Annotated in this window: 20 protein-coding genes; 10 read left to right on the top strand and 10 right to left on the bottom strand. The window is 60.7% G+C overall.

What is annotated here, in order from left to right; translation table 11 throughout:
- Positions 1-121 precede the first annotated feature (121 nt).
- The gene (gene apbC, locus AC1RME_RS17510; protein ID WP_096818437.1) at positions 122-1216 is read left to right on the top strand and encodes an iron-sulfur cluster carrier protein ApbC; all 1095 of its coding nucleotides are present in this window, start codon (positions 122-124) and stop codon (positions 1214-1216) included.
- Between the two features lie 68 nt (positions 1217-1284).
- Here the strand turns inward: apbC and AC1RME_RS17505 are convergent, their stop codons facing one another.
- Positions 1285-2043: an SDR family oxidoreductase gene (locus AC1RME_RS17505; protein ID WP_085709540.1), complete on the bottom strand. Its 759-nt coding sequence runs from the start codon at positions 2041-2043 to the stop codon at positions 1285-1287.
- 162 nt (positions 2044-2205) lie between these two features.
- On the opposite strand from AC1RME_RS17505, the gene AC1RME_RS17500 reads away from it, so the two are divergent.
- From AC1RME_RS17500 to groL, 4 genes are all read left to right on the top strand, one after another.
- A complete protein-coding gene (locus AC1RME_RS17500) occupies positions 2206-2937 on the top strand; it encodes a HugZ family pyridoxamine 5'-phosphate oxidase (protein ID WP_096818435.1) in 732 nt (243 codons plus the stop codon).
- 65 nt (positions 2938-3002) lie between these two features.
- Positions 3003-3479 carry an FxsA family protein gene (locus tag AC1RME_RS17495; protein ID WP_096818434.1) on the top strand — a complete coding sequence of 159 codons (477 nt, stop codon included), beginning with the start codon at positions 3003-3005 and terminating at the stop codon, positions 3477-3479.
- Between the two features lie 258 nt (positions 3480-3737).
- Positions 3738-4031 (top strand): co-chaperone GroES, encoded by a 294-nt coding sequence (locus AC1RME_RS17490; protein ID WP_007916610.1) that lies wholly within the window; start codon positions 3738-3740, stop codon positions 4029-4031.
- A gap of 51 nt (positions 4032-4082) precedes the next feature.
- Positions 4083-5729 carry a chaperonin GroEL gene (gene groL / locus AC1RME_RS17485; protein WP_096818431.1) on the top strand — a complete coding sequence of 549 codons (1647 nt, stop codon included), beginning with the start codon at positions 4083-4085 and terminating at the stop codon, positions 5727-5729.
- A 90-nt stretch (positions 5730-5819) separates the two neighbouring features.
- Here the strand turns inward: groL and AC1RME_RS17480 are convergent, their stop codons facing one another.
- Positions 5820-6563 (bottom strand): phosphatase PAP2 family protein, encoded by a 744-nt coding sequence (locus tag AC1RME_RS17480; protein ID WP_096818429.1) that lies wholly within the window; start codon positions 6561-6563, stop codon positions 5820-5822.
- A gap of 52 nt (positions 6564-6615) precedes the next feature.
- Positions 6616-8565 carry an LTA synthase family protein gene (locus tag AC1RME_RS17475; RefSeq protein WP_096818427.1) on the bottom strand — a complete coding sequence of 650 codons (1950 nt, stop codon included), beginning with the start codon at positions 8563-8565 and terminating at the stop codon, positions 6616-6618.
- A gap of 203 nt (positions 8566-8768) precedes the next feature.
- Between AC1RME_RS17475 and colR the strand changes: the two genes are divergently transcribed.
- The 5 genes from colR (at position 8769) to AC1RME_RS17450 (ending at position 12492) form a co-directional block, all read left to right on the top strand.
- The gene (gene colR / locus AC1RME_RS17470) at positions 8769-9452 is read left to right on the top strand and encodes a two-component system response regulator ColR (RefSeq protein WP_065258608.1); all 684 of its coding nucleotides are present in this window, start codon (positions 8769-8771) and stop codon (positions 9450-9452) included.
- The gene (locus AC1RME_RS17465) at positions 9442-10752 is read left to right on the top strand and encodes a sensor histidine kinase (RefSeq protein WP_096818425.1); all 1311 of its coding nucleotides are present in this window, start codon (positions 9442-9444) and stop codon (positions 10750-10752) included. The genes colR and AC1RME_RS17465 overlap by 11 nt, the downstream gene beginning before the upstream one ends.
- A 123-nt stretch (positions 10753-10875) precedes the next feature.
- Entirely contained in the window at positions 10876-11544 is a 669-nt protein-coding gene (locus AC1RME_RS17460) for a class I SAM-dependent methyltransferase (protein ID WP_096818423.1), read from the top strand.
- 4 nt (positions 11545-11548) lie between these two features.
- Positions 11549-12262: a lipopolysaccharide kinase InaA family protein gene (locus AC1RME_RS17455; protein ID WP_096818422.1), complete on the top strand. Its 714-nt coding sequence runs from the start codon at positions 11549-11551 to the stop codon at positions 12260-12262.
- A 2-nt stretch (positions 12263-12264) separates the two neighbouring features.
- On the top strand, positions 12265-12492 hold the full coding sequence (locus tag AC1RME_RS17450; protein ID WP_096818421.1) for a hypothetical protein: 228 nt from the start codon (positions 12265-12267) through the stop codon (positions 12490-12492).
- 67 nt (positions 12493-12559) lie between these two features.
- Here the strand turns inward: AC1RME_RS17450 and AC1RME_RS17445 are convergent, their stop codons facing one another.
- The 7 genes from AC1RME_RS17445 to AC1RME_RS17415 all read right to left on the bottom strand — a co-directional run bounded on the left by AC1RME_RS17445 (position 12560) and on the right by AC1RME_RS17415 (position 24272).
- Positions 12560-15595: a multidrug efflux RND transporter permease subunit gene (locus AC1RME_RS17445; RefSeq protein WP_096818419.1), complete on the bottom strand. Its 3036-nt coding sequence runs from the start codon at positions 15593-15595 to the stop codon at positions 12560-12562.
- A gap of 13 nt (positions 15596-15608) precedes the next feature.
- The gene (locus AC1RME_RS17440) at positions 15609-16757 is read right to left on the bottom strand and encodes an efflux RND transporter periplasmic adaptor subunit (RefSeq protein ID WP_096818418.1); all 1149 of its coding nucleotides are present in this window, start codon (positions 16755-16757) and stop codon (positions 15609-15611) included.
- A gap of 146 nt (positions 16758-16903) precedes the next feature.
- On the bottom strand, positions 16904-18004 hold the full coding sequence (locus AC1RME_RS17435) for a DUF1513 domain-containing protein (protein WP_096818416.1): 1101 nt from the start codon (positions 18002-18004) through the stop codon (positions 16904-16906).
- 14 nt (positions 18005-18018) lie between these two features.
- Positions 18019-19083 carry an imelysin family protein gene (locus tag AC1RME_RS17430; protein ID WP_096818414.1) on the bottom strand — a complete coding sequence of 355 codons (1065 nt, stop codon included), beginning with the start codon at positions 19081-19083 and terminating at the stop codon, positions 18019-18021.
- 26 nt (positions 19084-19109) lie between these two features.
- The gene (locus AC1RME_RS17425; protein ID WP_096818413.1) at positions 19110-20537 is read right to left on the bottom strand and encodes a di-heme oxidoreductase family protein; all 1428 of its coding nucleotides are present in this window, start codon (positions 20535-20537) and stop codon (positions 19110-19112) included.
- A 155-nt stretch (positions 20538-20692) separates the two neighbouring features.
- Complete coding sequence (locus AC1RME_RS17420) at positions 20693-22036, bottom strand: imelysin family protein (protein ID WP_096818411.1); 1344 nt, start codon at positions 22034-22036, stop codon at positions 20693-20695.
- A gap of 184 nt (positions 22037-22220) precedes the next feature.
- A complete protein-coding gene (locus tag AC1RME_RS17415; RefSeq protein WP_096818408.1) occupies positions 22221-24272 on the bottom strand; it encodes a putative bifunctional diguanylate cyclase/phosphodiesterase in 2052 nt (683 codons plus the stop codon).
- Between the last annotated feature and the right edge of the window lie 123 nt (positions 24273-24395).

Below are 24395 nucleotides of genomic sequence, written 5' to 3'. Positions count from 1 at the left end.
CCACTATAAAGCGCCGGGAAAGATATTTCACCCCTGCAAATCGTTGCCGGGCATGCCGTCCGGAGGACAGAAGGGGTAGGATACCCGCCATCTTTTCCCAGTCTTGTTATCGGAGTTGCCCATGAGCGCCGTCACTCGCGCAGCGGTGGAAGCCGTCCTCAGCCAATACACCGACCCTTACCTGAACCAGGATCCGGTCAGCGCCGGTTGCGTGCGCAACATCGAAATCACCGGTGATCGCGTCAGCGTGCAGCTGGAAATCGGTTATGCCGCCGGTCTGTTCAAGAGCGGCTGGGCGCAATTGCTGCAACTGGCCATCGAAAACCTCGACGGCGTAGTGTCGGCCAAGGTCGAGGTCAACAGCGTGATCGCCGCGCACAAGGCCCAGGCGCAGATTCCGGGGCTGGCCAACGTCAAGAACGTGGTCGCCGTGGCGTCCGGCAAGGGCGGCGTGGGCAAATCCACCACCGCCGCCAACCTGGCGCTGGCACTGGCCCGTGAAGGCGCGAAAGTCGGGATTCTCGACGCCGATATCTACGGCCCGAGCCAAGGCATCATGTTCGGCATTCCCGAGGGCACCCGCCCGCAGGTCAAGGATCAGAAGTGGTTCGTGCCGCTTCAGGCCCATGGCGTGGAAGTCATGTCGATGGCCTTCCTGACCGACGACAACACGCCGATGGTCTGGCGCGGGCCGATGGTCTCCGGCGCGCTGCTGCAACTGGTCACGCAAACCGCGTGGGGCGACCTGGATTATCTGGTGATCGACATGCCGCCAGGCACCGGCGATATCCAGCTGACCCTGGCGCAGAAAGTCCCGGTGGCTGGCGCCGTGATCGTCACCACGCCGCAGGATCTGGCGCTGCTCGACGCACGCAAGGGCGTGGAGATGTTCCGCAAGGTCAACATTCCGGTGCTGGGCGTGGTGGAAAACATGGCCGTGCACATCTGCTCGAACTGCGGACACGCCGAGCATCTGTTCGGTGAGGGCGGTGGCGAGAAGCTGGCGACCCAGTTCGGCGTCGAACTGCTGGCGTCGCTGCCATTGTCGATGCTGATCCGCGAACAGGCCGATGGCGGCAAGCCGACGGTGATTTCCGAGCCGGACAGCCAGATCGCTATGGTCTATCAGGAACTGGCCCGCCACGTTGGCGCGCGGATCGTGTTGCAGGAAGCGGCATCGCCGGCGATGCCGAACATCACCATCAGCGACGATTGATGCCTGTGGTTTAAACAAAAACGCCCCGGTGCTTAAGCACCGGGGCGTTTTTCATTCCGCGACAGAGGTCAGATGCGCAGCCCGCCGTCCATCTCCAGAATCCGGCCGGTGTAGTAGTCGTTCTCGAAGATGTACGCCGCCGAATGGGCGATCTCTTCCGGCTTGCCCATGCGCTTGAGCGGAATGCCCGAAGTCATTTTCTCCAGCGCTTCCGGTTTCATGCCCAGGGTCATCTCGGTTTCGATGAAGCCCGGCGCGATGCCGGCCACACGAATGCCGTAGCGTGCCAGTTCCTTGGCCCAGGTCACGGTCGCTGCCGCCACACCGGCCTTGGCGGCGGAGTAGTTGGTCTGGCCGACGTTGCCCGCGCGGGAGATCGACGAGATGTTGATGATCGCGCCACTGTTCTTCAGCTCGACCATTTTCGCCGCCACTTCACGGGTGCAGAGGAACACGCCGGTCAGGTTGACGTCGATCACCGCCTGCCATTGGGCCAGGCTCATCTTGGTCATTTCGCCGTCCTTGACCTTGAGCAGCAGGCCGTCGCGCAGGATCCCGGCGTTGTTGATCAAACCGTGAATCGCGCCGAAGTCCTCGGCGACCTGGGCAACCATGTGCGTCACTTGCTCTTCATTGGCGACGTTGCACAGATAGCTGCGCGCCTCGACGCCCTTGGCCTTGCAGGCCGCGACGGCGTCATCGAGTTTTTCCTGGTTCAGGTCGACCAGTGCCAGCTTCGCGCCCAGGCCTGCGAAATACTCGGCCATCGAGCGGCCCAAGCCTTGGCAACCGCCAGTGATAATGATTACTTTGTCGTTGAGTTGCATTCGCATGTCCCCGAGAGCAGGTCAGAGTGGTGTCCTTTAGAGAGCCTCTCGATCTGCGCCTGACATAGCCCGGCTGCACATGAGAACTGCCCCTGTGGCGACTGATACTTATCCGTGTCGCCCGTCCGTTTTTTCGACGGATTCTATTTAAGGAGTCATAAATTGAGCGTTGAAGCGGCTAAGAATGCCCGAGAATTGCTTCTCAAGGAATACCGTGGCGTGCTGTCGACCCACTCCAAATCGATGCCCGGTTTTCCGTTCGGCTCCGTGGTTCCCTACTGCCTGGACGAGCAGGGCCGGCCGCTGATCCTGATCAGCCGCATCGCCCAGCACACCCACAACCTGCAGAAAGATCCGAAGTGTTCGCTGCTGGTGGGCGAGCGCGAGGCCGATGACGTGCAAGCCGTCGGTCGCCTGACCTATCTGGCCGAGGCTCAAAAGCTCGAAGATGCGGCTGCCATCGAAGCCGCCGCCGAGCGCTACTACCGCTATTTCCCCGACTCGCAGAATTATCACAAGGCCCACGATTTCGACTTCTGGGTGCTCACTCCGGTACGTCATCGCTACATCGGCGGTTTCGGCGCGATCCACTGGGTCGATCACCTGACCCTGGCCAACCCGTTCGCCGGCAAGGCCGAAATCAGCATGGTCGAGCACATGAACAGCGACCACGCCAAGGCCATCGCGCATTACGTCGACCTCGCCGGGCTGCCGAAAACCGTCCCGGCGCAAATGGCCGGGATCGACACCGAAGGCATGCACCTGCGCATCGGTCAGGCGCTGTACTGGCTGCCGTTTCAAGCGCCTTGTCATACGCCGATACAAGTGCGCGAAGCCTTGGTTTCTCTGGCTCACGCCGAGGTCTGGCCAAAAAATGCGGTGGCCGACGCTTGAATTCACGAAAGGGCGACGTCATCTAAGGCTTACTGCAAGGCATTTCTTGCGTTGAGGAAACTTTGATGCGCCCTTTTTTGTTGCTCTTTCTGCTGTTCCCGGTGTTGGAGCTGTTCGTATTCGTCAAAGTGGCAGGTTCGATCGGATTTTTCCCGGCCCTGCTGCTGATCATTCTCGGCTCGATGTTCGGCGTATTTGTGCTGCGCGTCGCCGGACTGGCAACCGCCCTGCGTGCCCGTGAAAGCCTGAACCGCGGCGAACTGCCCGCGCAAACCATGCTCGAAGGCCTGATGCTGGCCCTGGCCGGCGGCCTGTTGATCCTGCCGGGTTTCATCAGCGACGTGGTCGGTCTGGTGCTGCTGCTGCCATTCAGCCGTCGTCTGGTCGCCAACAAAATGCGTCAGCGCGCCGAAGAACAGGCCATGCGTCAGCGCGCGTTCGCCGATGACCTGCAACCTCGCGGCGGTCCCGCACCGCGCCAGCCTCTGGGTCGCGAAGGCGATGTGATCGAAGGCGAGTTCGAACACCGCGACACCCAGTAACTTCTGCATCGACACGGCACCTTCGGGTGCCGTGTTCGTTTGTGGGGCCAATTCATGAAGCCGCAGTGAAATTTTTTTAGCACCGCCCTTGTAATAAGCTTATGCGCCCTTATGTATCGGTCACCGAAAGGTTTCCGACATTTGAGTCGGACAGACTTCCGCGGTTCGCTCGACGAGCCGCAACCGGCGCAGGCCGGATTCGTTAAACCCGCCGGGACTACACCGGCCGATGAAAACCACAATTAGGAGAGATCGACAATGAAGCTTCGTCCTCTGCATGACCGCGTCGTTATCCGTCGCAGCGAAGAAGAAAAGAAAACCGCTGGCGGTATCGTCCTGCCAGGTTCGGCTGCTGAAAAAGCCAACCACGGTGTGATTCTCGCTGTAGGCCCGGGCAAAGCTCTGGAAAACGGCGAAGTGCGCGCACTGTCCGTTAAGGAAGGCGACAAGGTTGTGTTCGGTCCTTACTCCGGCAGCAACACTGTGAAAGTCGACGGCGAAGACCTGCTGGTAATGAGCGAGAACGAAATCCTCGCTGTTATCGAAGGCTGATTACCCCCGTTCATTTTCCCGCTACTACAAAGTATTTAAGGAATATCGATCATGGCTGCTAAAGAAGTTAAATTCGGCGATTCCGCCCGCAAGAAAATGCTGGTTGGCGTAAACGTCCTGGCTGACGCGGTAAAAGCGACCCTGGGCCCGAAAGGCCGTAACGTGATCCTCGAGAAGAGCTTCGGCGCTCCGACCATCACCAAGGACGGCGTTTCCGTCGCCAAGGAAATCGAACTCGAAGACCGTTTCGAAAACATGGGCGCGCAGCTGGTCAAAGACGTTGCCTCCCGTGCCAACGATGACGCTGGTGACGGTACTACCACCGCTACCGTTCTGGCTCAGTCGATCGTCAACGAAGGCCTGAAAGCCGTCGCTGCCGGCATGAACCCGATGGACCTGAAGCGCGGTATCGACAAAGCGACCATCGCTGTCGTTGCCGAGCTGAAAAAACTGTCCGCGCCATGCACCGACACTAAAGCGATCGCTCAGGTTGGCACCATCTCCGCCAACTCCGACAACTCCATCGGCGACATCATTGCCGAAGCCATGGAAAAAGTCGGTAAAGAAGGCGTGATCACCGTTGAAGAAGGCTCGGGCCTGGAAAACGAACTGTCGGTTGTAGAAGGCATGCAGTTCGACCGTGGCTACCTGTCCCCATACTTCGTCAACAAGCCAGAGACCATGGTTGCCGAGCTGGAAGGCGCGCTGATCCTGCTGGTCGACAAGAAGATCTCGAACATCCGCGAAATGCTGCCAGTACTGGAAGCCGTTGCCAAAGCCGGCCGTCCACTGCTGATCGTTGCCGAAGACGTTGAAGGCGAAGCCCTGGCGACTCTGGTAGTGAACAACATGCGTGGCATCGTTAAAGTCGCAGCCGTCAAGGCTCCAGGCTTCGGCGACCGTCGCAAGGCCATGCTGCAGGACATCGCCGTTCTGACCGGCGGTACCGTTATCTCCGAAGAGATCGGCCTGAGCCTGGAAAGCACCACTCTGGAACACCTGGGTAGCGCCAAGCGCGTGACCCTGTCCAAGGAAAACACCATCATCGTTGACGGTGCTGGCGTTGAAGGCGACATCCAGGCGCGTATCGCTCAGATCCGTGCCCAGGTTGCCGAGACTTCCTCGGACTACGACCGTGAAAAACTGCAAGAGCGTCTGGCCAAGCTGTCCGGCGGCGTTGCAGTGATCAAGGTTGGCGCCGGTTCCGAAGTAGAAATGAAAGAGAAGAAAGCCCGCGTTGAAGACGCCCTGCACGCAACCCGTGCAGCCGTTGAAGAAGGCGTGGTACCTGGCGGTGGCGTTGCGCTGATCCGCGCTCTGAACGCGATCATCAACCTGAAAGGCGACAACGCCGACCAGGACGTAGGTATCGCTGTTCTGCGTCGTGCCGTTGAAGCACCGCTGCGTCAAATCGCTGCCAACAGCGGCGACGAGCCAAGCGTTGTGGTCAACGAAGTCAAGAACGGCAAAGGTAACTTCGGTTACAACGCTGCGACTGGCGAATACGGCGACATGATCGAAATGGGCATCCTGGACCCAACCAAGGTAACCCGTTCCGCTCTGCAAGCTGCATCGTCGATCGGCGGTCTGATCCTGACCACCGAAGCTGCTGTTGCTGACGCACCGAAGAAAGACGGTGCTGCTGGCGGCGGTATGCCAGACATGGGCGGCATGGGTGGCATGGGCGGCATGATGTAAGCCAGCCTTACCCCGAAACGAAAAACCCCGCCTGCGATGAGCAGGCGGGGTTTTTTATTGCCCTGATTTTATAGGCAGAGCTTCAAGTACTCAGGCGTTTGCCGGTTGTGCCTGCGTGACCGCTTCCGCTTTGACGATCGGGCGATAGAGCACCCAGTAATACGACCCCAGGCAGATCAACCAGCAGAAAATCGCCGTCCACACGTTGTGCGAAAAAAAGTGCGCGCCCTGCATCATCCGGCTGATCGAGAACACCGAGCCTAGCGCAAAGGCAAAGATGAATGCCTGCCGCGCCAGTCGCGGGCGACGGTCACGCAGCACGAAGAACAGCGCAAACAAGGTGAAACCCGTTGCGGCATGGCCACCGGGCCAGCAGCGTCCGGGCTTGTCGGTCGGCGGGCGGTGATCCAGCAGTTTGCTGTAGGTTTCATGGCCGCCGAACTGCTCAAGGCTCCACGGGCACTGCACGGCAGTCACGGCTTTCATCGGTGTCACGAATGACGTTGCCAGGCCCAGCGACAGCACCAGGCAACCCAGCTCACGCTTGAAGGGCTTGAGCCGCGCGATGAAGAACGCCGCAATGAAACCAATGACGGAAAACACCGAAAACGCGATCACCACCTGTTTGGCGCGGTCGTGAAGGATGTTTTCCAGGAAGTAACTGTGGCGCCCGATGAAGTCGCCGGCGGCGGGGTCGTAAAACATCCGGGCCAGGTTCATGTCCAGATCGGTCAGTTCGAGCAAGACCAGAATGGCGGCCGCGACGGCGGGTATCCCCAGGCACAGCCAAAAGTTCAGCGGGCGAGGGGCAGGGCGTACAACGCTTGATGACATGAGGGATCCAGAACGGGAAAACGCCCCGGGGCATCAGCCCGGGGCGCTTCGATTAACGATCGCTGACTTGCGCGGCACCCTCCTTGGGCGCTTTCCAGCCAAGCAGCTGTTGCTTGAAGCCATAACTGGCGGTTTGGTAATACGTGATGGCGCGACTCACCAGCGGGTCGTCGCTGTTGACCCGGGACTCGCGGCTTTCGGTCAGTGCGTCGTCATGCCGGCGCAGGCCCTGGCGTGGACTGAGGATCGCCAGATCCTTGCCGTCGAACAGCCCCAGATGCTGATAGTTGCCCACCACGACCCGAGGCGGCAGCGGGTTGTCCTGCAGCAGATTGCGACCGAAGAAGGTCGATTGGTAATCCAGGTTCAGCAGCCCCAGCAGAGTCGGCGCGAGGTCGATCTGGCTGGCCAGTTGCGCGTTCTCCCGTGCTTCGATCAGCTTCGGTGCATAGATGAACAGCGGGATCTGGTAGTTGGTGATCGGCAGGTCTTCCTTGCCCGCGCTGCCGGCGGTGTGGTCAGCAACGAAGATGAAGATCGTGTTGTCGAACCACGGCTTCTCACGCGCCTGCGCCAGGAACTGGCCGATGGCGTAGTCGGTGTACTTCACCGCACCATCACGACCGTTGCCGGACTTGATATCGATCCGGTTATCCGGATAGGTGTACGGACGATGGTTGGAGGTGGTCATCAGCTGCAACAGGAAAGGCTGCTGCTTGGCGTAGTCGGCGTCCGCCAGCTTCAGGGTCTGTTTGTACAGATCCTCGTCAGCCATGCCCCAGGCGTTCTTGAAGTGAATCTCCGACTCATCGACGCTGCTCTGATCGACAACGCGATAACCGTTGCCACTGAAGAACGCGTTCATGTTGTCGAAGTAGCCACGCCCGCCGTACACGAACACGCTGTCATAGCCGACAGCGCTCAATTGCTGGCCGAGGCTGGCGAAACCGCTTTCGCGACCGATGCGCTTGACGATCGAACGGCCCGGCGTCGGTGGAATGGCCAGGGTGATGGCTTCCAGTCCACGGTCTGTGCGAGTGCCGGTGGCGTAGAAATTGTTGAAGTACAGGCTCTGCTTGCGCAAGGCGTCGAGGTTCGGCGTCAGGTTGCGGCCATCACCATTGCTGCCCAGGTATTTGGCGCTCAGGCTTTCGATGGTCACCAGCACGATGTTCGGCTTGCGGGTGACGCCGGGGTTATCGATATTGCGACGGATGTCCTGCGGATCCTGGCCGACGAAACGGGCATTGGGCTCGTTCAGTTCGGCACGAATCTGACCGGCAACCTTGTCCGCTGGCAGGCTCTTGTAGAACTGGCTGTAGTCCAGTTCGTTGTTACGGAACGCGGCGAAGAACTGATACGGGCCATTGCTCGCCAGTTCATTCTGATAGGCGTTGCCGCCCTGGGCACGCGGTGCGTCCTGACTGACCAGTTGCAGGCTGAGGCCCGCCACCACCAACAGCGCCAAGGCATTCAGCAGCCGACCGCGCAATGGCGGTAGCGGAGCGTTGAGCGCTGCATTGAATGCCTTGCGCAAGACAAGACTCAGCCCCACGGCCAGAACCGCCAGGATGCTCAGCAACTTGCCGATCGGATATGACTCCAGCACGTTGTTCAGCACTTCGTCGGAGTACACCAGGTAGTCGACGGCGATGAAGTTGAAGCGCACCCCGAACTCATCCCAGAACAGCCATTCGGCCACCGCCGTGAACAGCATGGCGTACAGGCTGACGGTCAGCAGTCCCTGCAGGAACCAGCGGTGACCGCGACGGCGCCACAAGGCCGGCGGGCACAGCAGCAGATACAGGCCCATCGGCAAAGCGGCATAGGCGAGGAAGCCCAGGTCGTAGACCAGACCGACACCGAACACGGACAGCGCACCGCCACCGGCCTCATCCAGATGAGTCAGCAGCAGTACGATACGGGTGAGGAGAAACACGACCAGCCAGGCACCGGTGACCAGCAGCAGATAGCGCATAGGCGCTGTCTTGAAGAAACCCATTGTTTTCTTTTCCTTTTATCAATGGCGCGGGAGTTTCGCGAAGCCACTGTAATGAGGTTGTGAACCGATAGTGAAAACTTTGTTAAAGATTTATGTTGGTTGAGCAAATCGATCTGTCGGGGCTGCAACCCTAGCCCTGAGCCGAAGTTGGCCGTAAGCTGCGCGGGCCATGACGGCCGTTACTGTGTACGGAAGAGGTGCCCATGCGAATTCTATTGGTCGAAGACAACCGCGATATCCTGGCCAACCTGGCCGATTACCTGGGCCTGAAGGGCTATACCGTCGATTGCGCCCAGGACGGTCTGTCGGGCCTGCATCTGGCGGCTACCGAGCACTATGACCTGATCGTGCTCGACATCATGTTGCCCGGCATCGACGGCTACACCCTGTGCAAACGCCTGCGCGAAGATGCGCGCCGCGACACGCCGGTGATCATGCTCACCGCCCGCGATCAACTCGACGATCGCCTGCAGGGCTTCAAGTCCGGGGCTGACGATTACCTGGTCAAACCCTTTGCGTTGTCGGAACTGGCCGCGCGGGTCGAAGCTGTGATGCGCCGGACCCAGGGCGGCGGTCGCCGTTCCCTGCAGGTCGGTGACCTGAGCTACGACCTCGACACACTCGAAGTGACCCGCGAAGGCAAGCTGCTCAAGCTCAACCCGGTCGGCCTCAAGCTGCTCGCGGTGCTGATGCAGAAGAGCCCGCATGTACTGCGTCGGGAAATTCTCGAAGAAGCCCTGTGGGGCGATGACTGCCCGGACAGCGACAGCCTGCGCAGCCACGTCCACCAATTGCGTCAGGTGATCGACAAGCCGTTCGCCAAACCACTGCTGCACACTGTGCACGGCGTGGGTTATCGCTTGGCTGAGGGCCGCGATGGAGTTTAAGCAAAGCCTTGCCCAGCGGATCATCATCGCCTTTGCGCTGATGAGCGCACTGGTGGCAGGGGCCTTCGCCATGGGCATCGTCGCGACCGTGCACCTGGTGGAAGAAAAACTGATTTCCGCAGGACTGGGCGGCGACTTGCAGCGCCTGTTGTTGATGGACAACGTCTCGGACTGGAGCCATCGGCCGGAGCCGGATCAACTGTTCTATTTCAGCGGCGGCCCGGGTGACTTCGAGTTGCCCAAGGATCTGCGGCATCTGGATTCCGGGTTCCACGAAGTCTTCCGCGAGCAGCTGTCGTATCACGCGATGGTCGAAATCGTCGACGGCCGGCGCTATGTGCTGCTGCAGGATCAAAGCGATTTCGAAGAGCGTGAGCGCGTACTGTTTGCCGTGGTGCTGGTGGGCTTCGTGCTCAGCCTGGCGCTGGCGGTTTTCCTCGGCTGGGTGCTGGCACGCAAGGTGATGGCGCCGGTGGTCCGGCTGGCGCGTCAGGTGCGTCATCGCGATCAGTTGCTGGGGCTCGCACCGCCGCTGGCGCCGGACTACGCCGCCGATGAAGTGGGTGAACTGGCGGTGGCATTCGATGCGACGCTGGGGCGTTTGCGTCAGGCGCTGACGCGTGAGCGGCTGTTCACCAGTGACGTCAGCCATGAGTTGCGTACACCGCTGATGGTGCTGGCCAGTTCCTGTGAGCTGCTGCTGGAAAACCCGGGCATCGATCAGCGCGGCCGCGCCCAGGTCGAACGCATCGCCCGTGCCAGCGAAGAAATGCGCGAACTGGTGCAGACTTTCCTGATGCTGGCCCGTGCCCAGCGCGAAGATGCGGGGGCAGCGCCCCAGCACAGTCTCGGCCAGGTGGCGGACAATCTGTTGGGCCTGTGGCGCGAGCCGATCGAGACCAAGGGCCTTAATCTGATTTTCGAACCGGGCAACCCGCCGGATACCCGCTACAACGCCACCCTGCTCAATGCCGTGATGGGCAACCTGCTGCGTAATGCGTTGCACTACACCGAGCATGGCTTCATTCGGCTGACGCTCAATGACAACGGCTTTGTGGTCGAGGACTCGGGCGTGGGCATTCCCGAGGAGAAGCGTGAGGCGATGTTCCAGCCCTTCGTACGGGGCAGCGAAAAGCGTGGAGAGGGTCTGGGGCTCGGTCTGTCATTGGTGCAGCGCATCTGCGAGAACCAGGGCTGGAGTGTCACATTGAGTACGATGGAGCCCAATGGCTGCCGTTTCGAGGTAGATCTGGGCAAACAGGAACCCCTCCCAAATGGCACAAAAAAGCTGCCAACCTGAACGAATCCTGTATAACCTTGAAATAGTTCGGGGGTTTACGCGACGTTTTTTTCACAAAGGGATGACCTGACGCTGACACTCCCGTGCCTAAGGTGGAGCTATCAGCATTCAGGAGTCCCGACGATGGCCGGCCCGATCAAACTCGATTTTTCCGAAAAGTACGACGACAACCACGCGCAGAAATACCTGCGCAAGCATCAGGATGGTCTGGGGCGTCGTTTGTCCAACTGGCGAGATCAGCAGTTGGCTCGCAAGGCACTGACCCTGGTCGGTGAGCCGGGGCTGGTGCTGGATCTGCCGTGCGGTGCCGGGCGTTTCTGGCCATTGCTGGCAGAGAAGCCCAATCGGGTGATCATCGGGGCAGACAATTCCGAGTCGATGATCAAGACGGCGATGCAGGCCCAACCGGCGGATGTGGTGAAACGGGTACAACCCTTGCACACTTCGGCGTTCGACATTGCGTTGCCTGACAACTCCGTGGACAGCATTTTCTGCATGCGTCTGCTGCACCACATCGGCGAGGCCGAGCATCGGCAGACGATTTTGCGTGAGTTCGAACGCGTTACCCGGGACAGTGTGATCATTTCGTTGTGGGTAGATGGCAATTTCAAGGCCTGGAAACGCAAGCGCGCCGAGAAAAAACGCGGGCAGGAAGGTTACCAGAATCGATTTGTGCTACCGGCCGCTACGGTTGAAAAGGAATTCGAAGAGGCAGGATTCAGGATCCAGGAACAACTGGACTTTATTCCGCTCTATGCCATGTGGCGAGTTTACGTACTACGCAAGAGGTAAGAGGATGGCAGTGCAATTTGCAGCAGAAACGGGAGTCGCTCCCCAGGATCGCTTTGACTACTACTGGAACCAGCGCGGTGAATGGGTGGAAGAACCCAACGTGCGTCGTGGTGGTGAAAGTGGTGTACAGCGGGTGGTGGGGCGCGATGGTCAACTGCTGTATGCCAAGCGCCAGACAGGCCATATCTATCGCAGTTGGCTGCACCCGTTCGGGCGACCGACTGTTTTGCGTGAACTGGATGCACTGACCGGTGTAACGAAACTCGGCGTCCGGGTGCCGGAAATTGTCTTTTGCGGTGCTCAACCTGACCCGCAACACAAGTGGCGGGCGTTGCTGGTCACCAAGTCGCTGGACGGCTTTCAGGAGCTTGAACAGTGGGAAGCGGCAGGCGGCCGCGAGCAGTACGGTGAAGCGGTGTATGAGCGTGTACTCAAGGATCTCGCGGAGAACCTGGCTCGCATGCACAAGGGTCGCTGGCAGCACAGCTGCATTTACATCAAGCACGTATTTGTCCGCGTCACCGGCGAGGGTGAGTCAGCCAAAGTCGAAGTGGCCCTGATCGATCTGGAAAAGTGCCGTCAACGCCTGACCGCTCATCGCGCGGCCTCCCATGACATGAAACAATTGCGCCGCCACTCGTCGTTCAGCCCTACGGACTGGAAGAAACTCGTCTATTTTTATGAGACGGCGTTTGGCAGCGCTATCAAAGGTTTATAGCGATGAAACTAGAAATTGCGCGAGGTTTGTTTCTGGTAGGAGCCTTGGCAGTTGCATCTTTGGCGGTGGCGGCCTGGGAACAGCCACGCATGCAAGTGATCGGGGCATCGACCAACGATGCCCATTGTCCGATGCCGCGGGTGGCGAAAGCCTCTGCGGCAACCAAGCCCGACCATGATTTGCTGCTGTTCATGTTCGGACTTTCTCAAGGGATGAGGCCGCAGAGTTGAAACGTCTACAAGAGCCAAAGGCCTCGCACATGCGAGGCCTTTTTTTATGCTTGCGTGGAAGTGGCGGTCAGGTGGAGGGTTTGGGATCGGGTTTGGCCAGCACGGTGTAGACGCAGGGCAAGACGAACAACGTAAACAACGTCCCGATCGACATCCCGGTGGCAATCACCGTCCCGATATCGAAGCGGCTCACCGCACCCGCGCCACTGGCGAGGATCAACGGCACCATGCCGAACACCATGGCAGCGGTGGTCATCAGGACGGGTCGCAAGCGAATCGCCGCCGCTTCCTCGACCGCTTCACGGGGCGTCAGGCCCTTTTCCTTGCGCAGTTGATTGGCAAATTCGACGATCAGGATCCCGTGTTTACTGATCAGGCCGATCAGTGTCACGAGCCCGACCTGGGTGTAGATGTTCATGCTCGACCAGCCGAGGAACAGCGGAATCAGCGCCCCGCAAATCGACAGCGGTACGGTCACCAGGATCACCAGCGGGTCGCGGAAACTCTCGAACTGCGCCGCCAGCACCAGGAAAATGATCGCCAGCGCCAACGCGAAGGTGACCCACAGCGCGCTGCCTTCCTGTACGAACTGCCGTGAAGCGCCGCCGTAATCGAAAGCAAAACCGGCGGGTGCCTCTTCCCGGGCGATCTGCACCACGCTCTCGATGGCCTCGCCCATGCTGACCAGTGGGAACCCGGACAGCTTCGCCGCATTGAGCTGCTGGAACTGGTTGAGCTGTCGCGGTCGTGCCCGGTCGGTCACGGTGATCAGGGTCGACAGCGGCAACAACTCGCCCTGGGTGTTTTTCACGTAGTAATTGTTCAGCCAGTCCGGATTGTCACGGTAGGCCCGTTCAACCTGGGCGATGACCTTGTAACTGCGACCCTCGATGGTGAAGCGGTTTATCTCCGCTTCGCCAAGCAGGGTGGCGAGGGTGCCGCCCAGATCCTGCATCGACACGCCCATCTGCGCCGCCTTGGCGCGGTCGATATCGACCACCACCTCCGGTTTGTCGAAGGCCAGGTCAAGGTCGACGAACGCGAACTTGCCCGACTCCATCGCACGCTTCTTGATCCGGTCAGCCACCTGCAGCAACAGCTCGTAGTCATTGGCCGTGTTGATCACGAATTCGAACGGAAGACCCTCGCCGGTGCCGGGCAGGGAAGGCAGGTTGAAGCCGAAGATCTGCAACCCCGGGATGTTGCCGAGTTTGCCCTGCACCTCGGGAAGAATCTGCATCTGTGTACGGCTGCGTTCGTTCCACGGTTTGAGCAGGAAACCGCCGATACCGGTCTGTACACCGTTGTAGCCGTTGATCTGGAACGAGGAGTAGTACTCCGGGAACTCCTTGAAGATCTTCACGAACTCGTCGGTGTAGGTGTTCAGGTAATCAAGGTTGGTCGGCTGCGGCGCGTTGGCCATCATGAAAATGATGCCTTGGTCTTCATCCGGCGCCAGTTCCGATTTGGTGAACTTGAGCAGTACCGGAATCAGGCACAGCACGATCACTGCGAACACCAGCACCACTGGCCGGGTGTTGAGGGTGCCGTGGAGCATGCTCTGATAGCGTCGCTTGAGGTTTTCGAAGATCCGGTCGAGTCGGTGGGCAAGTCCGCTGGGGTTTTCTTCATGTCGCAACAGAAAGGCACACATCATCGGTGACAGGGTCAGGGCGACGATGCCGGAAATCACCACGGCCCCGGCCAGAGTCAACGCAAACTCCTTGAAGAGTGCCCCGGTCAGCCCGGTGAGGAAACCGATCGGCGCATACACCGCTGCCAGGGTGATGGTCATCGAGACCACCGGCATCGCGATTTCCCGGGCGCCCTCAAGTGCGGCGTCCAGCGGTGTCTTGCCTTCTTCGATATGCCGGTGGATGTTTTCCACCACGACGATGGCATCGTCCACCACCAGACCGATGGCCAGCACCATCGCCAGCAGGGTCAGCAGATTGATCGAGTAGCCCATCATCTGCATGAAGAACATCACGCCGATCATCGACAGCGGAATGGTCACTACCGGGATCACCACTGAACGCAGGGCGCCGAGGAACAGGAACACCACCACGATCACGATCAGCACCGCTTCGAACAGGGTTTTCACCACTTCGTCGATGGAGGCCTGGATGAACAGCGTCGCGTCGTAGGCGATCTCGCTCTTGAGGTTGGGCGGCAACTGGGCCTCCAGCTCGGGCATGATCTTGCGCACTTCCTTGATCACGTCGAGCGGGTTGGCGCCGGGCGTCGCCTTGATCCCGATGTACACCGAGGGTGTACCACCGAAGGAGCTGATGGAGTTGTAATTCTCCGCACCCATTTCCACCCGCGCCACATCGCTGAGCAGCACACGGCTGTCACCACTGACCTTGAGCGGAATCTTGCCGAAGGCCTCGGCCGACTTCAGTTCGGTGTTGGCGTTGATACTGGTGACCACGTACTCGCCTTTTACCTCGCCGGCGGCGGAGAGGAAGTTGTACTGGCGCACCGCGTTGCTCACGTCGCTGGCGCTGAGGCCGAAACCGGCGAGTTTCACCGGGTCGATCCACAGGCGCATGGCGAACACCTGGTTACCCAGAATCTCGGCTTCGGCCATGCCTGGCAGCGTCGCCAGTTTTGGCTGGATCACCCGCGACAGGTAGTCCGTGATCTGCGGGTTGCTCAGTTCCTTGCTGAAGAAGCTGATGTACATCAGTGCCGAGGCATCGGCGGCTTCCTTGCTCAGTACCGGGTCTTCGGCATCCTGTGGCAGTTTGTTTTTCACCTCGTTGGCCTTGGCCAGCAGTTCGGTGAACAAGCGGTCGCTGTTGGAACCGATGCGTGCGTAGATCGAAATCACCGAGAAGTTCTGCCGACTGACCGAGGTCATGTAGTCGATGCCCTCGGCGCTCGCCAGGCTCTGCTGCATCGGCTGGGTGATGTAGCCCTGGATGGTTTCGGCGTTGGCCCCGGGGTAGGCGGTGGTCACCGTGATCAGGGCGTTTTCCATTTGCGGGTACTGGCGCAGCGGCAGCTTGCTCCAGGCCTGGAAGCCCAGCAGCACAATCAGCAGGCTGACCACGGTGGCGAGCACCGGGCGGCGAATGAACGGATCGGTAAAGGCCATGAGGATTCCTTGATCAGTCAGCGCGGCGCGGACTGTTCTGCTCGCCGAGGGTCTTGTCGTCACTGATGGCGATGTGCGCGCCGTTGTCCAGTTTGATCTGGCCGGCCGTCACCACTTGTTCGCCGCTCTGCACGCCCTTGTTGATCATCACCAGCCCCTCGCGGCGCTCACCGGTTTCAATGAAACGGCGCTCGGCGATCAGTACCGGTTGGCCCTTGTCGTCTTTCTCGACACTGCCGTCCTCGGCTTTCTTCTGCCCGACCACGTAGATCGAGTTGCCGTAAAGGGTGTAGGTGATCGCGCTTTCCGGCACGACGATGTGCTTCTGCGGGTCCGGCAGCAGCACTTCAAGGCTGGCGAACATGCCCGGCAGCAACTTGCCGTCGGGATTGGCCAGCGTCGCGCGGACCAGAATGTTGCGGGTGGTGCTTTCGACAATCGGGTTGATCGCGCTGATCGCGCCAGGGAAGTTCTGCCCGGGATAGGCGGCAACCGAAATCTGCACTGGCTGACCGATGGCCAGCTTCGGCACAGATTGCTCAGGCACATAGAAGTCGGCGTAGAGGCTGCTCAGATCCTGCAGGGTGGCGATTTTCGTGCCGCTGGCGAGATAGTCACCGACGTCGACCTGACGGATGCCGATGGTGCCGCTGAACGGTGCGGAAATGCGTTTTTTTGCCAGCGATGCATTGAGCTGATTGACCGTGGCCTTGTTCTTTTGCAGGACCGCCGAGAGTCGGTCGTACTCGCCTTTTGAAATGGCACTGCTGCCAACCAGCTGGCTGCCACGGCCGAAGTCCAGTTGCGCCAGACCGAGGTCGGCCTTGGCGGTTTCCAGCAGTGCGGATTCGACGGCGCTGTCGAGTTGCAGCAACGGTTGCCCGGCCTTGACCTTCTGGCCTGATTCGAACTTGAGTTCGGTCACGGTGCCGGCGACTTCCAGGCTCAGCTCGACACCCTGCAGCGCCTTGAGCGTGCCGACGGTAGGCAGGCGCATCTGCCACGGGCGCTCGGCGGCGGTGGCCACGGCGACGCTGATCGGCGGCTTCGGTTTGGCAAAGCCCTGGATCATCGTGTAGATCGAGAAGGCCTTGTAACCGGCGAGGAGCAGAACGATCAGCAGTACAACACCCAACATGATCAGCATGCGGCGACGCAGCATATTCCAGTTCCTTGGAGAAAATCAGGCGAGACAGGCGGGCACATTACCCCGACTCCGGCAGGGATTCCAACTGCCAGTTTTTACAGGGTGTGATGGAGGAAGGTGTAGAAAAGCGGTGCCGCCGACCGAGCGGTCGGCGGCGAATTTCAGGCCATCAGATGAAGATGGTTGTCCCAGAGCCCTGCGGGCAAATCCAGCGGTTTGGCCAGCAGTTCGTCCTGGCGGCAATCGTAATAACGGCAACGTCCTTGCCCCGAGGTCACGACAAAACCGTCCTTCACCGCACCGACACCGGCGCAGTCGGGTAACGGTGCATCGAGGCGTACTTCGCCGCTGTCCAGATCCCAGATGAAGAAGCGGTTGCCACGCGGTGCGGTCAGCGCCACCAGACGCAGGTCGCTGTGCACGGCGACGCTGGCGGTGTAATGACCCATCGACTGCAACTGATGCTCCGGCACCGGGAACGGCACGAACGGCTGGCCCGGACGTTTGATCGCCAGCAACTCGGAACGCTCCTGGGAAGGCCCCATGAATTGCTGGCCGGCGACGATGGTGCCGTCGCTGGCGATCCCCAGGTGCCGCACGCTGTTCATCGACTGGGCGAGGGTTTCCTTGCTCAGCAGGGTGCCGTCGCGTTGCATCAGGACCAGGCTCGGTTCCATGGCGTCGAGGTTCATGTCGACCCGGCTTTCGGCTTCGGTGCGGATCCCGCCGTTGGCCACCACCAGGGTTTCACCGTCGGGCATCCACGACACTTGATGCGGGCCGAGACCGTGGGTGGAAATCTCGCCGCTGTGCACCAGCCGTTCACCCTCGAACTTGTACACCCCGAGCAGGCCGCGGCCCGGATCGGTGGTGTCGTTCTCGGTGGCGTACAGGTAATCGCCGCTATGGTGGATCACCGCGTGGCCGTAGAAGTGCCGGTTCGGCTGCGAGGTCACGGTTTGCAGCAAGGCACCGTCGCGCAGGTCGATCAGGTAGCTCTCGGTGCCCGGACGCCGGGCGACGAACAGCGCGATCGGCAGCGTCGGGTGATTGATGATGTCGTGGCAGCGCTGGCCGACTTCAGTGGCGAACACTCGCGTGCCGTCCAGTCGATAGCCGACGGCGTAGTGCTTGCCGTCGGTGTCGTCCCGCGCCGACAGCAGCAGCGGGCTCTGATCCTTGCGCTTGAACAGCGTCCAGCCGCCCAGTGTCACTGCTCCCAGCAGCAAACTACCTAAAGTCAGAGCCTGGCGTCGCAGCATGGCACTTGCCCTCATCAGTCACCGTCGTTGGCGTTGAAGCCCAGTTGGATGCCCAGCGCCTTGGCCAGTTCGCCTTCGTGCAGGCGATGGACGACGTTGAGGCTGTCGTAGATGTCGTTGAGCTGCTGGCGACCGGCGTCGTCTTCGAGCATTTCGGTCAGCGAGCGCTGAGTGCTGCCGAACAGTTTGAGCGAGGCTGCGTAAGCGGCGTCGATCTTGTCCGCCAATGGTTTCTGCTCAGTTGGCAGCAAGCCGCGCAGGCCTTTGTTGTCGACGCCTTCCCAAACGGTCTTGGCGGCGGCGAGGCTGGCTTCCATGGCCGTCAGAGACGACTGGCTGCGCCACGCATCGGCCTGGAACGGTTGCGGTACGCCTTTGCTCTGGCGGCCCATTGGCGTACCGAGCTTTTTCTTCAGGGTGTCGAGGGCGGTGACCTGTACCCGCAGCAGATCAGCGATCGCTTCGTGGGAGTCGGCGTAGCGCTGGTTCGGGAACTTGCTCATCTGCGCAAGCATGCCGTCGGTGTTGTTCCAGCTGCTGAGGATCTCTTCGGCCAGGAGTTTCTGGCGCTCGCCGATGGCCACCAGCAGCGGGCAGTACTTGGCTTTCTGTGCGTCGTTGGCCACGTCAGGCTTGGCGTCGAACAGGATGTACTCGTAGGCCGACAGGCCCTGGACCACGACGCTGGATTTGGCCAATGCAGCGGCATCGATCTGCGGCTGGGCGGTGACCAGTTGCTCGACCTGACGGCCGACCAGGTTTTTCTTGTCCGGCCAGAACTGCACCTGCCACGAGCGATTGCCCTCGGCCAGTGGACCGATCAGCAGCGGTTGCAGCTCGGCCCAGGCTTTCTGCGCGTGCAGGAAGTCGGCGCGGGCGGTTTCCAGGTTTTCCTTGCCCTGGCAGTAGGCGAGGGCGCTGACAGCCAGTTGCTTGTCGGCTTCGACCCAGCGGGTGTAAGTCGGCAGGATCACCGATTTGGCGATGGCGGCGGAGGTGACGGCTTGCGGATCCTGCGGCGAGCACGCGCCGAGGGCCAGTGCGGCAAGGCTGGTGAACAACAGCTTGGGACGGAACATGTCGGGCTCCCGATTCTTTTAAGTGTTTAAAGTGAATTCAAAAACGCCAGCAGCGCGGCACGCTGCTCGGCATTGAAAGACAAAACCTGTTGCTGCGCCGCCCTGGCTTCGCCGCCGTGCCAGAGCACGGCTTCGAGCAGGTTGCGGGCGCGGCCGTCGTGCAGAAACTGAGTGTGACCGCTGACCGCCTGCGTCAAACCGATGCCCCACAACGGCGGCGTGCGCCAGTCGCGGCCGCTGGCCTGGAATTCGGTGCGGTTGTCGGCCAGGCCTTCGCCCATGTCATGCAGCAGCAGATCGCTGTACGGGCGAATCACTTGATTGGCCAGTTCAGGTTCGGCCGCGTTGGCGGCGGTGGTGTATTTCGGCGTGTGACAGGACTGGCAGCCAGCCTGGAAAAACAGATTCTTGCCGGCCAGCACCTGGGCATCGTTGACGCCACGGCGTGCAGGAACGGCGAGGTTGCGGCTGTAGAACAGCACCAGGCGCAGGATGTTGTCGCTGACTTCAGGTTCACCGTCCGGGCCATTGCCATTCGGCGCCTGTTTGCAGGCGATTTGCGCGTCGGTGCAGTCATCAAACGGTCTCAGGCTCGTGGTGAGGCCCATATCACCAGAAAACGCGTGAACATTTTGTTGATTGAGGTTCGGTTGGCCGGCTTTCCAGCCAAATCGCCCCATGACCGTCTTTTGCTGTGCGTCATCCCAGACCCGGTTGGGCCGGCCGTTGATGCCGTTGTTCTCTTTGGCTTGCGCGGCGGCGTTGGCGAGAATCGCTTCCTCGGGGATCGCTTCGAGCAGACCCAGGCCGATCATCGGTGGCGCAACGCGTGCGGAGAAACGTGTGTCCGGGTGCATCGGGCCGTAGCCGAGCTGGGTGATCTGCAAGACCGGCTTGCGCAGCTCGATTTCGGTGCCGTCCTTGAAGCGCACCGGCACTGGCGTGTAATCGACCCGCACCTTGCCTTCCGGCGCAACGCCGGGCACGGCCATGTCCTGGAACTGCCCACCGTAGACCGGCTCCGGCACCACGCCGACCTGCTCGATCAATCTGGCGTACTGCGGCGCATCGGGAATCGACAGGCGCACCAGCATCGATACGGCGTTGGGCGCATCCGGCGTCGGCGGATGGCCGCGGCCGTCCTTGATGTGGCAGCCCTGGCAGGCGTTGGTGTTGAACAACGGGCCGAGGCCGTCGCGGGCGGTGGTGGTCGACGGTGCGATCACCCAAGGGCTGCGAAAGAAGCTGTTGCCGACGCTGAAGTCCACCCGACGCGAGGGCGGAAGATTCGCGGAGGGCAGGGAAAATGAATTCTGATCCGTCTTGCGTACCGTCGCGGCACCGCCGGAGCGGGCTTCGCCGGGCTCGGCCTTGGTGAAACGCGGGGCGTCATCGCAGGCACTCAGGCCCAGGGCCAGAAACAGTGCGGACAAGCGAAGAGGCAGCGAGGGCATCAGACTTCCTGCAAGAGGGGCGAATTTAAAGGCGCAAAGTCTAACAGGGCGAGGGGGTTTGAATAAGAGGAATTATCGTTTGCTTGATACACGTCAGGTCAGCCAGAACGAACAAGGCGACCCGGAGGTCGCCTTGTTCAGTCAGACGCGCTTGATCAGAACTCGTGATCAGCGTTGTCCGGGTTCAGGTCGCTGATACCCAGCTTGCCGGCCGCCGTTTCGATCGAACCGGTCTGCTTGACCAGCGAGGCGATGGCGTCACGAACGATCTGGTTGCCAGCGGTGTTGCCGGCGGCGATCAACTGGTCGTAGTGCTCACCCTTGTTGGCGTGATCGACCATGACCTGGATCTTGGCTTCGGTAGCGGCCAGATCGGCTTTCAGGGCGGTGTCGGCAGCCGGGTCAACCTTGGCCACCAGCGACGACAGGCTGGCGCCGGTCATTTTGGTGCCGTCGACGCGGGTGTATTCGCCCAGGTAAACGTTACGAATGCCTTTGGCATCGTAGAAGTGCGAGTTGTGGGTGTTGTCGCTGAAGCAGTCCTGTTCGTCTTCCGGGGAGTTCGCTTCCAGGGACACCTTCATGCGCTCGCCAGCCAGCTCGCCCAGAGACAGGCTGCCCATGCCGAACAGCATTTTGCGCAGGCCGCTTTCGGCCGGTTCGGCTTCCAGGGTGGCGCGGTAGTTGTCGGCCACGTTCGGCTTCCAGTTGCCGACCATTTCTTCCAGGTCGCTGACCAGCAGTTGGGTCACGGCTTTCAGGTAGGCACGACGACGATCGTTGTGACCGCCGGTGGCGCCAGCGCCTTCCAGGTAATCCGAAGCTGGACGGTTGCCGGCGCCAGGGCCGGTGCCGTTCAGATCCTGGCCCCAGAGCAGGAATTCGATAGCGTGGTAGCCGGTGGCAACGTTGGCTTCGGAACCGCCCAGCTCGTTCAGGCTGGCGAGTTTTTCCGGAGTGATGTCCTTGACGTCGACCTTGTCTTCGCCGACCTGTACTTCGGTGTTGGCGATGATGTTGGCGGTGGCGCCCGGGTTGCCCAGTGCGTGTTCGTAGGATTTGTCGACGTAGTCGATCAGGCCTTCGTCCAGAGGCCAGGAGTTAACCTGACCTTCCCAGTCGTCGATGATGGTGTTGCCGAAGCGGAACACTTCGCTCTGCAGGTAAGGAACGCGGGCGGCAACCCAGGCTGCACGTGCGGCCTTCAGAGTGTCGGCGTTCGGCTTGGCGAGGAAAGCGTCGATAGCGGTCTGCAGGGTTTTCGCGGTGGATTCGGCATCGCTGTAAACGGCGAAGACCATGTCGGCGTAGTGCGCGACCACAGCCTTGGCAGCGGCCTCGTCGACTTTACCGGCAGTGGCAGGAGCCGCCGGCGCGGCGGTGCTGGCGGCTGGCGTCGGCGCTGCTGGAGCGGCGGCCTTGTCTTTGCCTTCGCCGCAACCGGCGAGGGAAATAGCGATGGCCAGCAGACTGGCGGTAGCCAGAGGCATACGAATCATGGCGAACATCCTGCTTCGGTAATTGAGTGGACAGGCGCGGGGGTGCGCAAAAGCTGCGACATAATGCAAATCTTTCGCATTATGTGTAAAGGGTTGTGGCTGGAAATATTTCCTATTCGCGCGGGGTTTGCGCTGGATCAACGGTGCCGGGCACAAGGCGTGTGGCGGCCCTTGCCGGCAGCGTTCAGAGGATCGCCGCGTTGCTGCGCTGGGCCTGTTTGAGATAAACGCTCAACTCCCGCGCCGGCAGCGGCTTGCTGTAGTGATAGCCCTGACCTTCATGGCAGCCTTCGGAGATGATGTAGGTCTCCTGTTCGGCGGTTTCCACGCCTTCTGCGATCACCTGCATGCCCAGGCTCTTGCCCAGTTGAATGATGGCGCGAACGATGGTCGCGTCATCGTCGTCATCCAGCAGATCCTGGACGAAGCTCTTGTCGATCTTGATCTTGTCCAGCGGCAGACTCTTGAGATAGCTCAGCGAGGAGTAGCCGGTCCCGAAATCGTCGATGGCGATCAGTGCGCCGGAGCGGCGCAGGCTCAGCAAGTGCTGGGCGGCGGTGCTGATGTCTTCCATCAGGCCGGTTTCGGTGACTTCCAGTTCCAGGCTGCGCGGCGGCAGGCGATACATCTGCAACAGGTTGTTGACCACTCGCGGCAACTCGGCGTGGTGCAGTTGCACGGTGGACAGGTTGACCGCCATGCGCAGGTCGACGAAACCCTGATCGTGCCATTCGCGCAGTTGTTTGCAGGCCTGATCCAGCACCCACTCGCCGATGGCGATGATCGTGCCGTTCTGTTCGGCCAGCGGAATGAACAGGTCCGGCGGCACCAGTCCGTGCTCCGGATGTTGCCAGCGGATCAGGGCCTCGACACCGACCACGCGGTGATCGCGGTAGCTGATCTGTGGCTGATAGACGAGGTAGAACTGATCCCGCAGCAAGGCATCGCGCAGGTCTTTTTCCAGTTCGCGACGGCGGCGCATTTCGCTGTCGACGCTGGCGATATAGAACTGATAGCGGTTGCGCGAGCGGGTCTTGGCCAGGGTCATGGTCTGCTCGGCTTTCTGCAACAGCTTCTCGGTGCTGTCGCCGTCCTCCGGGAACAGGGTGATGCCGATGGTGGCGCGCAGGCGGATTTCCTGATGGTCAAGGGCGAATGCCGCTTCCAGATCATCGAGGATGCTTTGCGCCAGTTCCGCCGCTTCGTAAGGTTGTTCGATGTCGGCCTGTACCAGGGCGAACTGGTCGCCGCCCAGGCGGGCGAGGGCGCCGAGACGGCCGCTATGGGCGCGCAGGCGATCAGCGAGGGCCAACAGCAATTGGTCGCCGGTCTGGTAGCTGAATTGTTCGTTGATGCCCTTGAAGTCATCCAGCCCGACGCACAACACCGCGACCCGGCGCTGCAGCTTGCCGGCGTCCACCAGAATCTTGTCCAGCTGTTGCTGCAATTGCTGACGGTTCGGCAGGCCGGTGAGGAAGTCGTACTGGGCCATGCGCAGCAGACTGTTTTCCGCTTCGTGGCGCAGATGGGTGTTGCGTTCGATGGATTCGAGCAACTGGTTGGCGGTGTTGATCCAGATGCCGAGTTCGTTTTTCTCGTGACCCTTGAGCTGTGGAATCTTGTGTTCGCTGGGGCGGTCCGGGTTGATTTCCGTGAGGTGCTCGATGATCCGCGACAGCGGCTTGGTCAGCAGCCAGTGATAGACCAGATACAGCACCAGGCCCATGGCCAGGGCGCGCAATACGCCGGAAATGAAGATGATCACTGAACTGACGATGAAACCCTGACCGTAGGTGGCGGTGTCGAGGGTGATACTCAGGTCGCCGTAATATTCGCTGTAGGGGCCGCGACCCACCAGTTGGGTGGTGAACGTGCGCTCCTGGCCGAGAATCAGGTCGGTCAGCCAGCGGCTGTTGGAATGCTGCAATTCACGGGATTTCTGCGCGAGCATCGCTTCGTTGGGATGCCCGATGGAGGCCTGGCGCACGGCGTCGTCCTGGAACAGGCCTTCGATCACCTGCATGCCCATCTCCCGGTCCAGGCTGTAGACGGCCTGGGTTGAAGGATCGCGGAACATGTCGAGGATGCGTTCGGCATCGCTGGCGACGGCCTGGCGTGTTTTATAGGCATCGAAAACGATCTGCGCGCAGCTCAAGACTACGCCGACGATCAATGCCGACAGGAGCACGACCCGGAGCAACTTCACCGACAAGCTGTTCTTGAGTTCCAGCTTCAAAGGGTTATTCCTTGTTCCGTGCGGGTAGCGTCAAGTTGCCATGAGTATTGGCAATCCCGTGTTGGCAGTCAAAGGGACAATCGAGCCGCGGAAAATTTGTCCGTGGCCTTGGCCGAAATGCTG

Source organism: Pseudomonas sp. GW822-FHT03F08, from assembly GCF_058801265.1.
This window is presented reverse-complemented; position numbering and strand designations above follow the sequence as displayed.